Origin of the sequence: Rhodococcus sp. EPR-134 (assembly GCF_001647205.1) — a bacterium.
Taxonomy (GTDB): domain Bacteria; phylum Actinomycetota; class Actinomycetes; order Mycobacteriales; family Mycobacteriaceae; genus Rhodococcus_F; species Rhodococcus_F qingshengii.
In genome coordinates this window covers 35,059-47,838 of record NZ_LVCT01000284.1, presented here as the reverse complement: position 1 = coordinate 47,838, position 12,780 = coordinate 35,059, and the positions used below count along the sequence as shown (strand labels likewise).

Genomic DNA, 12,780 nt, shown 5'->3' with positions numbered 1-12,780 from the left:
GTGGTCACGCAAGCGGCGGCACGTGCCGCCCTGCGTCACGCCGACGAGACCCTCGGCAGTGTGCACGCCTTGTCCGCCGAGCGCGATCGAGTGTCGAAGGCGCTGGCGGACAACGGTTTCCGAGTGATTCCCAGTGACGCGAACTTCATCTTGTTCGGTCAGTTCACCGACAGTGCACAGGCGTGGAAGGAATACCTCGACCGCGGGGTTCTCATCCGCGACATCGGCATCCCCGGATATCTGCGGGCCACCGTGGGACTCGAATCCGAGAACGACGCGTTCATCAAGGCCAGTGACGAAATCGCAGGCACCCAGCTGGTCGACACGAATTCAGGAGAGACGGCATGAGCGATCGCATCGCGCGGATCGAACGAACAACTCGGGAATCAAGCATCGTCGTCGAACTGAATCTGGACGGGACCGGCATCGTCGACGTCTCCACCGGCGTTCCGTTCTTCGACCACATGCTCAACGCGTTGGGTACTCACGCCAGCTTCGATCTCGACGTCAAGGCGAAGGGCGACGTCGAGATCGACGCCCACCACACCGTCGAGGACACCGCGATCGTCTTCGGCCAGGCGCTCGGCCAGGCACTCGGCGACAAGAAGGGCATCCGTCGTTTCGGCGACGCTTTCATCCCGATGGACGAAACGCTGGCGCACGCGTCGGTCGACGTCTCCGGTCGCCCGTACTGCGTGCACACCGGGGAGCCCGACTACATGGTGCATTCCGTCATCGGCGGGTACCCGGGCGTTCCGTATCACGCGGTGATCAACCGCCACGTGTTCGAGTCGATCGCATTGAATGCACGTATTGCACTGCACGTTCGGGTTCTGTACGGCCGCGATCAGCACCACATCACCGAGGCGGAGTACAAGGCCGTTGCGCGAGCTCTGCGTGAGGCGGTCGAGCCGGATCCGCGCGTGAGCGGCGTGCCGTCGACGAAGGGCACACTGTGAGCGTCCTCTTCACCTATCTGCTGTTCATCGGTGCGGGAATTGCCGTGGGTGGCGCCTACTCGATGTTCAAGGTCAACAAGCTTGCGTCGGGAATCCTTCTGGCGTTGGCGGTTCTGGCGGCGGTAGCGGGCGCACTGCGTCTGTGACGCGAAAAGTGACTGTGTCTGAGACGCAAGATCCTGTTCCATCACCGGGGTTGTTTCGCACTCCGGGTATGATCGGTGTCCTGATCATGGCGGCAACAGCTTTCGGTGGCTGGTCGTTGCTGTTGCCGGTGGTGCCGTTGCTGGTTGCGCAGTCCGGCGGATCGGATGCGCTAGCCGGATCGGTGACCGGTGTCTTCATGGCGGCCACGGTCTTGACGCAACTGCTCGTGCCTCGGTTGTTGCGGACGCAGGGCTACCGGCGCGTGCTGGCAGTCGGGTGTTTGCTCCTCGGCCCACCGTCGTTGGTGCTGTTGATCTCGGCCGACGCCGGCCCTGTCCTGGCGGTTTCCGCGGTGCGTGGCATCGGTTTCGGCATGCTGACGGTGGCCGGCAGTGCACTGGTGGCGGAGTTGGCGCCCAAACGAATTCTGGGCCGTGCCACCGGTGCCCAGGGAATCGCGATCGCAGCGTCACAAATGGCGGCGCTTCCGCTGGGGCTTGCGATCATGGAACGGTGGTCGGCGACACCGGTGTTCGTCCTCGGTGCGCTGATCCCGGCGCTCGCGCTGGTGGCCATTGCCGGGTTGCCGAAGATCTTCGCCCAGCCGACCGGGGAATCCGTTCGACTGAGTGTGTTCGCCGTCTTGGTTCCGGTGCTCGCTCTGGCGTGTGTGTCCGCCTCGTTCGGCGGATTGTCGTCTCTACTGCCGATCGCAATCTCGGAGCGTGCGGCAGTTGCTGGAGTGGTGTTGGCGACCGCCAGTGGGTCGATGTTGGTCGGCCGGTACTCGGCGGGCCTGATCGCCGATCGTCTCGGCAGTGGTCGGACACTCGCGCCGGCATTGGCGTCGTCGACCATCGGATTGGTGCTGCTCGCGATCAACGTCGACGGCGGGTCGACGCCGGTCTTGTTCTGCGCGGCGGTCCTTTTCGGGCTGGGGTTCGGGGCGGTGCAGAACGAATCCTTGGTCATGGCGTTTCAGGCTGCCGGCCCGAGGCAACTCGGATCCGCCAGCGCGATCTGGAACATCGGCTACGACGCCGGCACCGGAATCGGTGCACTGGCGTTGGGATTCGTGGCCACGACTGCCGGCTACGCATGGGTGTTCGCGGTCTCCGCGGTAGTTGTCGCGCTCCTCCCGGCACTGGCCGCGGGCGGCAAAGTGATCGGCAGCAGGGTTGCCCGATAGAGTTGGGGCATGAGCGCTTCCACGATTGCTGTACTCGATTACGGCTCCGGCAACCTGCATTCGGCCACTCGCGCACTGGCGCGCACCGGGGCGCAGGTGGAGGTGACCAACGACATGAAGGTTGCACTGGCGGCCGACGGTCTCGTGGTGCCCGGCGTCGGCGCGTTCGCGGCCTGCATGGAAGGTCTGCGTGCAGTGCAGGGTGACCGAATCATCGGCAGACGCCTGGCCGGTGGCCGACCGGTGCTGGGCATCTGCGTCGGCATGCAGATTCTGTTCGACCGGGGAGTCGAATTCGGTGTCGAGGCGGAGGGCTGTGGCGAATGGCCCGGCACCGTCGAGAGGCTGCAAGCAGAGGTTTTGCCGCACATGGGCTGGAACACCGTGGAGGCGCCGGAGTCCAGCACCCTGTTCAAGGGCATAGACGCCGATACCCGCTTCTACTTCGTCCACTCCTACGGTGTGCAGAGTTGGGAGCTCGCGCCGTCCGAGCACATTGCACCCCCGAAGCTGACATGGGCCGATCACGGCGGAAAGTTTCTCGCTGCCGTCGAGAACGGTGCGTTGTCGGCAACGCAGTTCCACCCCGAGAAATCCGGTGACGCAGGCGCCGAGTTGCTGAGCAACTGGGTGCAGAGTTTGTGACCGGGGGATCCGGACCGAACGGCGGTGACGATTTCTCCCTCGCCCGTCTGGCGTTGTTCTCGCTCGGCGCCGCTGTGGCTGCGCTGGCGGTCGCAACTGTCGTCATCGTTGTTCTCAAACCATCGCCGGGCGTCGGCCTCGTGATCGGTCTCGTGGGGGTCGCCGCTGCGATTGCGGCAATGGGCGTCGTATCCAAGCGGATGACCCGAAAAGCGTTCGGTGACCCGGAAGACGGTTCGAGGTCCTGACCTACTAGGGTTACCGCACGTGAGCCTGGTCCTTTTGCCTGCTGTAGATGTCGTCAACGGTGAAGCTGTTCGCCTCGTGCAAGGAGAGGCGGGAAGTGAGACCGGTTACGGGTCGCCCCGCGACGCTGCTCTTGCGTGGCAGAACGACGGTGCCGAATGGGTGCATCTTGTCGACCTCGACGCTGCTTTCGGGCGTGGGTCCAACAGTGAACTGTTGGCCGGCGTCATCGGCGACCTGACGGTCAAGGTGGAACTGTCCGGTGGAATCCGCGACGACGCTTCCCTGGAAGCCGCACTGGCCACCGGCTGTGCTCGCGTGAATCTCGGTACTGCCGCTATCGAGGATCCCGAGTGGTGTGCGCGTGCATTGGCCAAGTACGGCGACAAGATCGCTGTCGGCCTCGATGTTCGTCTCGTCGACGGTCAGTACCGCACCCGTGGTCGCGGCTGGGTCACCGACGGCGGCGATCTGTGGGAGACCCTCGCGCGTCTGGACCGTGACGGCTGCACTCGTTACGTCGTCACCGACGTCTCCAAGGACGGCACACTCACCGGTCCCAATCTCGAACTTCTCAGCCAGGTCTGCGCGGTCACCGACGCGCACGTCGTCGCCTCCGGTGGTGTGTCGACCATCGAGGATCTACTCGCCATTTCCAGCCTGGTTGATCAGGGTGTCGAGGGCGCGATCGTGGGCAAGGCATTGTATGCCGGTCGCTTCACTCTCCCCGAAGCACTGGCAGCAGTTTCCGGATAGATTTTCCAGATGACTCCGACGCGTGACCTCGACGAACTTCTCGCGATTGCGGGTCGGCTTCTCGACGGCGTCCACGATCAGTTCGTCTCCGGTGTCGGCGCCCCGAGTGCGGTCCGCAAGGGCTGGGGTGATTTTGCCACCGAGGTCGATCTTGCGCTCGAGAAGCGGTTGACCGCGGAGTTGTTCGAGCAGACCGGCATCGAGGTGCACGGCGAGGAATTCGGCGGTCCCGACGTCGGTTCCGGGCTCGTCTGGGTTCTCGACCCCGTTGACGGTACTTTCAACTACTCGGCCGGATTGCCCACTGCCGGAACGTTGTTGGCGCTTCTCGACGACGGTGTCCCGGTGCTCGGATTGACCTGGCTTCCATTGATCGGTCACACGTACGCGACTCGCGCCGGCGGTCCGTTGTTGGTCAATGGAATCGCCGTACCGCCGCTGGAGCCAACCGATCTGGCGTCGTCGATCGTCGGCTTGGGTGCGCTCAACGTCAACAGTCGAGGGCGGATCCCCGGCAGTTTCCGTCTCGACCTCCTCGCCGAGATCAGCAAGGTGTCCTCGCGGATCCGGATACACGGTTCAACCGGAGTCGATCTGGCCTTCACCGCGGCCGGCATCCTGGGCGGTGCGATCGTCTACGGCCGCAACGCGTGGGACAACGCGGCCGGGGTCGCGCTCGTTCGCGGTGCGGGCGGGGTGGTCACCGACCTGGCCGGCCGCCCGTGGACCGTAGAATCGGAGTCGGTGCTCGCTGCCGCTCCGGGCATCCACGGTGAGATTCTCGATATCCTCAACGCGCTCGGTGATCCGCGCGCTTCGTCCTCAGGAGGACCACAGTCATGACCCTCGCAGTTCGTGTGATTCCGTGCCTCGACGTCGACGCCGGGCGAGTGGTCAAGGGTGTCAATTTCGAGAATCTTCGCGACGCCGGAGATCCGGTGGAACTCGCGGCAGCGTACGACGCTCAGGGCGCCGACGAACTGACCTTCCTGGACGTGACCGCCTCCACGTCGGATCGCGGCACGATGCTCGACGTCGTAAGTCGCACTGCCGAGCAGGTTTTCATTCCTCTGACCGTCGGCGGTGGAGTGCGCACGGTCGCGGATGTCGATCGTCTGCTGCGTGCCGGTGCCGACAAGGTCAGCGTGAACACCGCGGCGATTGCGCGCCCGGAACTGCTGAAGGAACTGAGTGAGCGTTTCGGCTCGCAGTGCATCGTCCTCTCGGTCGATGCCCGCACCGTTCCCCAGGGGCAGCCGGACACACCGTCGGGGTGGGAGGTCACGACGCACGGGGGCAAGCGCGGCACCGGGATCGACGCTGTCGAGTGGGCCGAGCGTGGTGCAGAGTTGGGAGTGGGGGAGATCCTGCTCAACTCGATGGATGCCGACGGCACCAAAGCGGGCTTCGACCTTCTGATGATCCGCGCTGTCCGGGCGGCAGTCCACGTACCGGTGATCGCCAGTGGCGGTGCCGGCCTGGTCGAGCACTTTGCCCCGGCTGTCGAAGCGGGCGCAGACGCAGTTCTCGCAGCAAGTGTCTTCCACTTCGGCGATCTGAGCATCCCGGAGGTCAAGGATGCGATGCGTGCCGAGGGAATCGTCGTTCGCTAGGCGTTCTCGGCGCGGATTCCGTCGAACATGAGGCGGCTGATGGCTTGGTTCAACGCCGTGCAGTCGACGGACGAACCGGCTCGCAATCCTTGAATCGCACTTGCCAGCATCATGCCGTTGACGGCGTGGGCAGTGTTGTCGACATCGAGGTCGGCGCGTAGATAGCCGCATTCGACTCCGTGGTGCAGGTACGCCGCGGTCAACGATGCCGACTGGTCGAGTAGATCGAGCATCCGGCCCGTCAGATCGGCGTCGACGCCCGTCGTCTCGAACAGCAGAACCCGCGGGATGCGGGGGTCGTCGAAGAAGATGCGGGGGAGCGCCTCGGCGATCCGTCCCACTTGGGCGCGGTACTCGTCCAGTGTGCTGGCGGCGTCGGGAGCATTCTCGGTGGCCAGTGCGCTGATGATCTTTGCGACGAGGTCGTCGATGACGTGATCGATGATGTCGCGCTTGTTCTCGAAGTACCGGTAGAAGGTCCCGTGGCCGATTCCGAGAGTTGTTGCGATGTCGGCAATTCCGGTTGCGTGATAGCCGCGCTGGGCGAAGCACTCGAATGATGCGTCGATGATCTCGCGGCGCAATTCCGCCTTTTTTCGTTCCGCTCTGGTCATGGCCTTCGTCACATCAGGAATGATACCGTTCTCAATAACGGAATGACGTGTCAGTTTCTGATGTGCAGTTTTTCTGATGTGCAGTTCACGAGAGGGATTCTCCGATGGCAGTGCAGTACGACGCAGTAGTAGTGGGGGCGGGCTTCGGCGGAATGGGTGCGGCCATTCAACTCAAGCGGCTGGGCCTGAACAACCTGGCGATCCTCGAGCGCGAGGACGATCTGGGTGGAACCTGGCACGTCAACCGCTATCCCGGTCTGGCTGTCGACATCGCGTCGGTCACCTACTCGTATTCGTTCGAGCCCAATCCGAACTGGTCCAGGCTTTTCGCACCGGGCGCGGAACTGAAGAAGTACGCCGACCACGTCGCGGACAAGTACGATCTGCGGAAGCACATGACGTTCGGTGCCGTGGTCAACGGAGCCCGCTGGGACGAGGATTCCTCGCACTGGGTCGTATCCGTCGAAGGCGCGCCGGACATCACTGCCAAGTACCTCCTGACTGCGACGGGTTTCCTCTCGCAACCGCATCGGCCCGACATCTCCGGTATCGACGACTTCGCCGGCAAGATCATCCACACCACGGCCTGGGACGATTCCTACGATCTGTCCGGCACCAAGACCGCAATCATCGGAACCGGCGCCACCGCTGTGCAGTTGATCCCCGAGGTGGCGCGTCAGGCCGCAGAGTTGACCGTCTACCAGCGCACGCCGATCTGGGTGGTTCCCAAGATCGACGTCCCCATTCCGAATGCAGTGCAGAAGCTGTTCTCGCGTATTCCGCTCACCCAGCGAATCGCGCGCGCTGTCAGTTCGTCGATCCTAGAAATGATCATGGTCAGCGCGGTCCTGCACTACAAGCAGGTCAAACTGTTGAACAAGGGTGCGGCGGCCGCATCACGTGCGTTTCTGCGGTCCCAGGTCAGCGACGCCAGCCTTCGCAAACAACTCACACCCGACTACGACTTCGGGTGCAAGCGTCCCACATTTTCCAACAACTACTTCCGTACGTTCACCAAGGACAACGTGCATCTCGAAACGACGCCGATCGACCACATCGCTGCCGACGGAATCGTCACCGCCGACGGTCGCAAGACCGAGATCGACACCTTGGTGCTGGCAACGGGATTCAACCTCTGGGATGTGAATTTTCCAGCCATCGAGGTTATCGGTCGAGAGGGACGAAACCTCGGTAAGTGGTGGCGCGACAACCGTTTCCAGGCCTACGAAGGGGTCGCGGTTCCGTATTTCCCCAATTTCCTCACGCTCGCCAGTCCGTACTCGTACAGCGGGTTGTCCTACTTCACGACGATCGAATCCCAGATGCAGCACATGGATCGACTGTTCGGCGAGGTGAAACGGCGCGGCGCGGAAACATTCGAGGTCACCGAAACTGCCAACGCCGAGTTTCTCGACCGGATGACCGAGAACCTGGCGGACTCCGTCTTCTACGGCGGTAGTTGCCAGACTGCACGAAGCTATTACTTCAATCAGCACGGCGAGGCTGCGATTCTGCGGCCCACGTCTACACGGAATGCGTTCGTCGAAGCGAAACGCTTTCCGCTCGAGGACTATTCGATCATCTAGGCGGGCTTGTCCCGCGTTCGGCTATCTTGCCGAGCTGACTCCGGTCGGAACCGATATCACGGGATAACGGTTCTGCCGGTTCAGTCGGGAAGTGACCGAGATGTGCATCAGTCGGCTCACCGCGGAGGCAGCGCCTTTTCGCGGAGATCCGATCACGATGGTAAATGCGTCGTATTTGTCCGCGGTTGCGAGAATGACACCGGCCGGGTCTCCATAGGTGCAGTCGTACGTCCAGGTGTCGGCGTGCGAGGCAAGTGCCGAGGTTGTCTGCTCGCGTTGCGACACCATCTGGTCGTGCAGACGCGTTTCGAATTCTGGTGAGTCGGTTTCGACAGGTAGGTCCTCGGACGTGATGCAGTGAACGACGTGGAGGGCTGAATCCTCCTTGGCGGCAAGCGTCAGTGCGTAGCTGAGTACATTCTTGCTGGTAGCACCTGGGCCGATGCCGAGAACGACGTGGCGGGTTCGGACGCGATCGGTACTCAGGTTCGCGAGATGGCAGATGTACTCCGGGTGCGGACCGTCATGACGTTGATGGTTCATGTCGGATCTTCTTCCAGAGCGAGAGAAGCGAAGGAACTTCCATTCTAGGGCGGCCGTGCAGGGGAATTCCACGGAAGTCACAGGTGGAAGGTATAAACGTCATATGAGTCTTGATCCCGCAATCGCGGCGAAGCTGAAGCGAAACGACGCCGGACTGTTCAGCGCGGTTGCGCAGGAGAAGTCGACCGGTGATGTGCTGATGGTCGCGTGGATGGACGACGAAGCGCTCGCGCGAACACTGGAAACCCGTAAGGGGACGTACTATTCGCGCTCGCGGCAGCAGTACTGGGTCAAGGGAGAGACCTCCGGGCACACCCAGTACGTGCACGAGGTGCGCCTCGACTGTGACGGCGATTCCGTCTTGCTGATCGTCGATCAGGAGGGCGCCGCGTGCCACACCGGCACTCACACGTGTTTCGACACCGACGTCCTGCTCGCTGCTGAGCAGTGACGCGAGATGGCCACTGACAAGACTCCACAACCGCTCGATTACTCGTTCACCGCTCCCATCGAGAAAGACGGTGCGTTCGCAACGTTCTTGACCGTGCCCGGCTCGGCGGAACTTCTGGGAACCAGACGCGCTGTGAAGGTGCTCGGAACCCTCGATGGTGAGCATCCCTTCGAGGCGACGCTGATGCCCTCCGGCGACGGACCGCACTGGCTTCCGCTGCGCGTGGCGCTGTGCAAGGCGATCGGCAAGAGCGCCGCTGGAGAAGAGGTAGCGGTACATCTACAGCAGCGCCTGAGCTGAAGTTTTCCCGAACCAAGGAGCGCCGTCGTGCAATTCTGTTCGACTTCGCACACGCCGCGGACGTGGCGCCGGATCGGTGGGCCGAGTACGGTCCAGGTGCCCTCGGTGTCGGGTGGGACATGGGACTGCTCGGGTTGGCTCGACACGTGGAACTGGGGATCGCGACGCCACTCGAGACACCCGAGTGGTCGGCGAGCGACGAGGCCAAGGCATTCATCGCGGGAAGCAGTGAACTGTGGGCCGAAGCTGCGATCGCATCGGGCGACGACCCGGATGCGGCTGCAGCCGCCGCTGCTCGCACGACCGCTGCATACACCGGGTAGATCACCTCTACGAGGACTAACATCGGATTAGTCTGGTTGTTGCGGGACTTCCGCGCCACGAGCGGAGACGACGATGGTGTATCGGCTCATCGAAGTAGTAACGGTGTTCGTTCACTTCGGGTTTGTTCTCTATGTGGTGCTGGGTGGATTCGTGGCGTGGAAGTGGCGTCGTACCATCGGTTTCCACCTACTTGCAGTCGTCTGGGGAGCCGGTTCGATAGCGGTCGGATATGACTGCCCGCTGACCAATCTCGAGAACTGGGCCCGCCGGATGGCCGGGATCGCGGAGTTGCCGTCCACCGGATTCATCTCGCACTACATCACCGGCGTGTTCTATCCGGCGAGTATCGAAGGCCTTGTACAGGCGCTCGCGGCGACAGTGGTTGTCGGATCCTGGGTAGGATACGTGCTGCTCGGACGGCATGCGAAGGGTGAGGTCAAAGCCCCTTCAGCGACCTGATTCCGTACAAACGATCCCAGCCGTTTCCGAATGGAAACGACTGGGAGGTGCTACCAGGATTTACGCGCGAGTCAGGGCTACCACCGGGATTGTGCGGATCCCAGCGGTCTTCTCCGCGTATTCGGCAAATCCCGGGTATCGACTGGCCTGCTCGTCGTAGATGCGGTCACGCTTCTCGCCGGTTACTTCGCTGACGGAGACCGGGTATGTTTCGGTGCCGATCTCGACCTCTGCCTGGTCGGTGGCAACGAGGTTGTAGTACCAGTCGGGATTGGTCGGGGCACCGGCCTTGGATGCAAAAACGTAGATGGTCTTCGGATCCTGCTCGTCTGCCAGATACATCATGGGACTCACGAAATCGCGTCCGGATTTGCGTCCTGTGTGGTGGACCAACACCATGGGCGCACCTTCGAAGGGGCCACCTACCTTGCCCTCGTTCTCCCGAAATTCCGCAATGATTCCTGCGTTCCAATCGTCGGTACTCATCGTTGTCTCCCGGTCTGCGAGTGGCGAAGGGCTCTGCCGCCAAGCTTTGCACAACTGGTGAATCGACGAGAGGTCATCTTCGGCGTCCAGCATGATCTACTATCTACGTATGAACGCAGATAGTGGTGTTTGTCGCCGTAAGCTTCCCGATGATCAGGTCGACCTCGTCGTCGAGGTGTTCCGCATGCTGGCCGACGCAACCCGTGTGCAGGTTTTGTGGGCATTGGTAGACCGCGAGTGCTCGGTGAACGAACTGGCGGAACGCGTCGGCAAGCCGGCGCCCTCGGTGTCGCAGCACCTGGCGAAATTGCGCATGGCAAGGTTGGTACGAACGCGCCGCGATGGTACGACGGTGTTCTATCGCCTGGAGAACGACCATGTGCGCCAACTGGTTACGGATGCGGTCTTCAATGCGGAGCATGCCGGACCCGGATTGCCGGGGCATCACCGTAGTGAAGGTGAGCTTCGGGAGATACACCCGGAGCGCTCGGCGAACGTCGATCGGACCGATCAAGAAGAAGGTGCGTCATGACGCACGAACCCAAGACGTCCCACGGCCACGGCCACCGCCATGTCCACGGGCCGAAGGGATTTCGATCGGCAGTCCGCGAAGTGTTCTCGCCGCACAGTCACGACGCTGCCGACAGTGTCGACGACGCATTGGAATCGAGCGCAATCGGCATCCGGGCGGTCAAGATCAGTCTTGTCGCGCTCGGAGTCACCGCAGTTGCTCAGGTTGCGATCGTGGCGATCTCGGGTTCGGTGGCGCTGCTGGCGGACACCATTCACAACTTCTCCGACGCGCTCACGGCAGTCCCACTCTGGATTGCCTTCGCGCTCGGTCGGCGCGCTGCGACCAGGCGCTATACCTATGGTTTCGGGCGTGCGGAGGATTTGGCCGGACTGTTCGTGCTCGCCATGATCGCACTGTCGGCAGTGATCGCCGGTGTCGAGGCGGTGAGGCGATTGATCAACCCGGTCGAGATCGAGCACCTCGGTTGGGTAGCGGCGGCAGGTTTGATCGGTTTCATCGGAAACGAATTGGTGGCGTTGTATCGGATCAGGGTCGGCAGGCAAATCGGTTCAGCGGCCCTGGTGGCCGATGGATTGCATGCTCGGACCGACGGATTCACTTCGCTCGCAGTCCTTCTGGGGGCGGGGGGAGTTGCGCTGGGTTTCCCGTTGGCAGATCCGATCATCGGCCTTGTCATCACCGTTGCCATCGTGGCGGTGCTCAGGACTGCAGCGCGAGACGTCTTCCGGAGGTTGATGGACGGCGTCGAACCTGAGTTGGTGGACGACGCAGAGCATGCATTGATGCACGAACCTGGAGTCCTCGGTGTTCGTGATCTGAAGATGCGGTGGATCGGACACCGACTGCATGCCGATGCAGAACTCGACATCGATCCCCGGGCAACACTTGCCGAAGCTCATGCGATTGCACACAGCGCCGAGCATTCGCTCACTCACGCGGTGCCCAAACTCGCTACTGCCTTGGTGCATGCGTACCCGGCGCATGACGCGGCCAACTCCGAAGTCTGATACCGGCCGCCTTCCCGGTGATCTGTGCTTGATGTCAAGCGCAGGCGGCTTCCCAGGCGAAACCGTCTGGGTCTGTGAAGGTTTCAGACGCGCCGGCAACGGTCAGACGGTGTGATCCGGTGCCTTCCGGAGCAACCCCGGCATCCTTTGCCAAAGCGCGGCGACCATACAGTGCGAGTGTCACATTGTTTGCTGCACTGGTGAATTCGACGTACTGGCGACCGAAGCTCTTGGACACCTCGAGTCCGCGGTCGAGGTAGAACTGCTTGCTGGCCTTGACGTCTTCGGCGCCGAGCAGCAGCACGAGGCTGTCGATCGTGCGGGTGGCCGGCCCGTCGTTCTTCTTCGACGACGTGGCGATCTTCCAGATCGAACCGTCTGGAGCCTGGACGACTCCGCCGTATCCCCAGAGGGATTTCTTGACAGGCTTCAAGGCGGTGGCACCGGCTGCGAGTGCTGCGCCGACGAAGGCGTCGACGATGTTCGGTTGGGAGACGACGAGCGAAAGGGTGTACCCACGAAACCCTGTTGTCGGTTCGTTCGATTCGTGTAGCTGGATTCGATCTCCGACGCCGAGAGCGTTGTAGAAGGCTTCGGCTGCCGCGAGGTCGGGAACGTCGAGGATCACGGATTGCGCGGTGGTCATCTGGGCGCTCCCTGCTGATGTGTGGATCGACGACGTGTGGTCGGAAGTGGACTTCTGTGGTGTGTTCATGTTTTTCAACGTAATTGCGGGTCCCGTGGCTGTGCTTCTCGATTTCTGATCGGCTTGCTGAGACTGCTTGCAAGGTGCAGCACTCACGCAGGCCTTAGGTGGGCGATTTATCGTGAATATCCTGTTCAGCCCATGTTTTCTCGATAGGCTGGTGAGCGCTGATCGGACGTATCTCACGCCACCATGGAACGGGGAAACCAGTGAT

General features: G+C 62.3%; 20 protein-coding genes. 16 read left to right on the top strand and 4 right to left on the bottom strand.

From position 1 onward, the window contains the following. The 9 genes from A2J01_RS13080 to hisF form a co-directional block, all read left to right on the top strand. On the top strand, positions 1-348 hold a 348-nt coding region (locus tag A2J01_RS13080), incomplete at its 5' end, for an aminotransferase class I/II-fold pyridoxal phosphate-dependent enzyme (RefSeq protein ID WP_156519263.1). Continuing rightward, entirely contained in the window at positions 345-959 is a 615-nt protein-coding gene (gene hisB / locus A2J01_RS13075) for an imidazoleglycerol-phosphate dehydratase HisB (RefSeq protein WP_003942383.1), read from the top strand. The genes A2J01_RS13080 and hisB, both read left to right, overlap by 4 nt. Then, a complete protein-coding gene (locus A2J01_RS36370; RefSeq protein WP_007732248.1) occupies positions 956-1,105 on the top strand; it encodes a hypothetical protein in 150 nt (49 codons plus the stop codon). The genes hisB and A2J01_RS36370 overlap by 4 nt, the downstream gene beginning before the upstream one ends. A gap of 68 nt (positions 1,106-1,173) precedes the next feature. Further along, complete coding sequence (locus tag A2J01_RS13070) at positions 1,174-2,295, top strand: MFS transporter (RefSeq protein WP_037126830.1); 1,122 nt, start codon at positions 1,174-1,176, stop codon at positions 2,293-2,295. Between the two features lie 9 nt (positions 2,296-2,304). After that, positions 2,305-2,940 carry an imidazole glycerol phosphate synthase subunit HisH gene (hisH, locus tag A2J01_RS13065; RefSeq protein ID WP_003942389.1) on the top strand — a complete coding sequence of 212 codons (636 nt, stop codon included), beginning with the start codon at positions 2,305-2,307 and terminating at the stop codon, positions 2,938-2,940. Continuing rightward, entirely contained in the window at positions 2,937-3,188 is a 252-nt protein-coding gene (locus A2J01_RS13060) for a hypothetical protein (protein ID WP_030537065.1), read from the top strand. The genes hisH and A2J01_RS13060 overlap by 4 nt, the downstream gene beginning before the upstream one ends. 19 nt (positions 3,189-3,207) lie before the next feature. Next, positions 3,208-3,942: a bifunctional 1-(5-phosphoribosyl)-5-((5-phosphoribosylamino)methylideneamino)imidazole-4-carboxamide isomerase/phosphoribosylanthranilate isomerase PriA gene (priA, locus tag A2J01_RS13055; protein ID WP_003942371.1), complete on the top strand. Its 735-nt coding sequence runs from the start codon at positions 3,208-3,210 to the stop codon at positions 3,940-3,942. 9 nt (positions 3,943-3,951) lie between these two features. Further along, on the top strand, positions 3,952-4,785 hold the full coding sequence (locus tag A2J01_RS13050) for an inositol monophosphatase family protein (RefSeq protein ID WP_003942414.1): 834 nt from the start codon (positions 3,952-3,954) through the stop codon (positions 4,783-4,785). Continuing rightward, positions 4,782-5,555, top strand: coding sequence for an imidazole glycerol phosphate synthase subunit HisF (gene hisF / locus A2J01_RS13045; protein WP_003942380.1), 774 nt, complete (start codon positions 4,782-4,784; stop codon positions 5,553-5,555). The genes A2J01_RS13050 and hisF overlap by 4 nt, the downstream gene beginning before the upstream one ends. On the opposite strand, the gene A2J01_RS13040 is transcribed toward hisF, so the two are convergent. Next, positions 5,552-6,169, bottom strand: coding sequence for a TetR/AcrR family transcriptional regulator (locus A2J01_RS13040; RefSeq protein WP_030537064.1), 618 nt, complete (start codon positions 6,167-6,169; stop codon positions 5,552-5,554). The genes hisF and A2J01_RS13040 overlap by 4 nt on opposite strands. A 104-nt stretch (positions 6,170-6,273) precedes the next feature. Here A2J01_RS13040 and A2J01_RS13035 point away from each other — a divergent pair, with 104 nt between their 5' ends. Further along, on the top strand, positions 6,274-7,755 hold the full coding sequence (locus A2J01_RS13035) for a flavin-containing monooxygenase (RefSeq protein ID WP_064112852.1): 1,482 nt from the start codon (positions 6,274-6,276) through the stop codon (positions 7,753-7,755). Positions 7,756-7,776: 21 nt separating this feature from the next. Here the strand turns inward: A2J01_RS13035 and A2J01_RS13030 are convergent, their stop codons facing one another. After that, the gene (locus A2J01_RS13030; RefSeq protein WP_064112851.1) at positions 7,777-8,298 is read right to left on the bottom strand and encodes a universal stress protein; all 522 of its coding nucleotides are present in this window, start codon (positions 8,296-8,298) and stop codon (positions 7,777-7,779) included. Between the two features lie 103 nt (positions 8,299-8,401). On the opposite strand from A2J01_RS13030, the gene hisI reads away from it, so the two are divergent. The 4 genes from hisI (at position 8,402) to A2J01_RS13010 (ending at position 9,832) form a co-directional block, all read left to right on the top strand. Continuing rightward, positions 8,402-8,749, top strand: coding sequence for a phosphoribosyl-AMP cyclohydrolase (hisI, locus tag A2J01_RS13025; RefSeq protein WP_003942390.1), 348 nt, complete (start codon positions 8,402-8,404; stop codon positions 8,747-8,749). A gap of 6 nt (positions 8,750-8,755) precedes the next feature. Beyond that, positions 8,756-9,049, top strand: a complete 294-nt coding sequence (locus tag A2J01_RS13020; RefSeq protein WP_042449548.1) for a DUF1905 domain-containing protein — start codon at positions 8,756-8,758, stop codon at positions 9,047-9,049. Positions 9,050-9,111: 62 nt separating this feature from the next. Then, positions 9,112-9,372: a hypothetical protein gene (locus A2J01_RS13015; protein ID WP_228401036.1), complete on the top strand. Its 261-nt coding sequence runs from the start codon at positions 9,112-9,114 to the stop codon at positions 9,370-9,372. Positions 9,373-9,445: 73 nt separating this feature from the next. Next, positions 9,446-9,832 carry a DUF2784 domain-containing protein gene (locus tag A2J01_RS13010; RefSeq protein ID WP_042449546.1) on the top strand — a complete coding sequence of 129 codons (387 nt, stop codon included), beginning with the start codon at positions 9,446-9,448 and terminating at the stop codon, positions 9,830-9,832. A gap of 60 nt (positions 9,833-9,892) precedes the next feature. Here A2J01_RS13010 and A2J01_RS13005 read toward each other — a convergent pair whose 3' ends face one another. Beyond that, the gene (locus A2J01_RS13005) at positions 9,893-10,318 is read right to left on the bottom strand and encodes a nitroreductase/quinone reductase family protein (protein WP_029255500.1); all 426 of its coding nucleotides are present in this window, start codon (positions 10,316-10,318) and stop codon (positions 9,893-9,895) included. 109 nt (positions 10,319-10,427) lie between these two features. Between A2J01_RS13005 and A2J01_RS13000 the strand changes: the two genes are divergently transcribed. Together A2J01_RS13000 and A2J01_RS12995 are read left to right on the top strand one after the other, a co-directional pair. Continuing rightward, on the top strand, positions 10,428-10,850 hold the full coding sequence (locus tag A2J01_RS13000; RefSeq protein ID WP_003942406.1) for an ArsR/SmtB family transcription factor: 423 nt from the start codon (positions 10,428-10,430) through the stop codon (positions 10,848-10,850). After that, entirely contained in the window at positions 10,847-11,860 is a 1,014-nt protein-coding gene (locus A2J01_RS12995; protein ID WP_042449543.1) for a cation diffusion facilitator family transporter, read from the top strand. Before A2J01_RS13000 ends, A2J01_RS12995 begins: the two co-directional genes overlap by 4 nt. Positions 11,861-11,894: 34 nt before the next feature. On the opposite strand, the gene A2J01_RS12990 is transcribed toward A2J01_RS12995, so the two are convergent. Beyond that, entirely contained in the window at positions 11,895-12,506 is a 612-nt protein-coding gene (locus A2J01_RS12990; protein WP_042449542.1) for a glyoxalase, read from the bottom strand. Positions 12,507-12,780 lie beyond the last annotated feature (274 nt).